This is a genomic window from Gluconobacter sp. P1C6_b (assembly GCF_018811945.1).
Lineage (GTDB): Bacteria > Pseudomonadota > Alphaproteobacteria > Acetobacterales > Acetobacteraceae > Gluconobacter.
This window is the reverse complement of record NZ_JACRVU010000069.1, coordinates 1-687: the sequence shown is the minus strand read 5'-3', so window position 1 is coordinate 687 and position 687 is coordinate 1. Positions and strand designations below refer to the sequence as shown.

Here is a 687-nt window from a genome sequence, read left to right as displayed (position 1 = left end):
CCGCCGGAATCCGGCTGGCGAGATCAAGGGCGTTGAGCATTCTGTCAAAACCCACGCTCGAACGGAACAGGGGAGCAAAATCAACGGTGGCTCTCATAGCCATATCCTCCTTTGAGCAACATGGACACAAGATCAAAACTGATAGTTCTGTCTGCCGACCCCTTCGGCGGCCGGCAGATTCAATCTGGGCACTCCGTGCATGGTGTCAAGAGGTATCAAAAATGCAGAAAGGCAGGTTTGGGCGTCCTCTATCGTTCGCGTGTTTAGAGTGGACCAGAACAATGCCTGATAGCATAGGATGGAAGTTGCTGGCCGCGACCATGCTGAGTGCCGCTCCGGCGGAGGCCTGGTCGTGGCGCTCCCATGACGTATCTGTCCCATAAGGCTTCCTTCCACTCTCGTGAAAATACCACACCATCAAACCACGGGACTAAACAACTAGGTTCAGGACTCATTCCTTGAGATAGAAGATGACACTTGCCGCGATATGGATTGCGGACATGAAGGTATGAGAGCACCGGTCATATCTGGTGGCAACACGTCGCCAGTCCTTCAGCTTTGCGAACATGTTTTCGATGAGGTGGCGCTTTTTATACAGATGCCAGTCGTAAGGTGGCTTTGATTTCCGGCTCTTCTTCGGGGGGATGCAGGCGGTAATGTTCTGCTCTGCGAGAGACTGCCTGATTT

At 53.0% G+C, this 687-nt stretch carries 1 protein-coding gene and 1 pseudogene; both read right to left on the bottom strand.

Annotated features, from left to right (window positions below; all coding sequences use genetic code 11):
* Nucleotides 1–97 (bottom strand): annotated as a pseudogene (locus KP701_RS16645) (molecular chaperone Hsp20); the annotation flags it as partial.
* A gap of 354 nt (nucleotides 98–451) precedes the next feature.
* Nucleotides 452–687: transposase (locus KP701_RS16165; RefSeq protein WP_215747851.1), on the bottom strand; the 236-nt coding region annotated here is incomplete at its 5' end.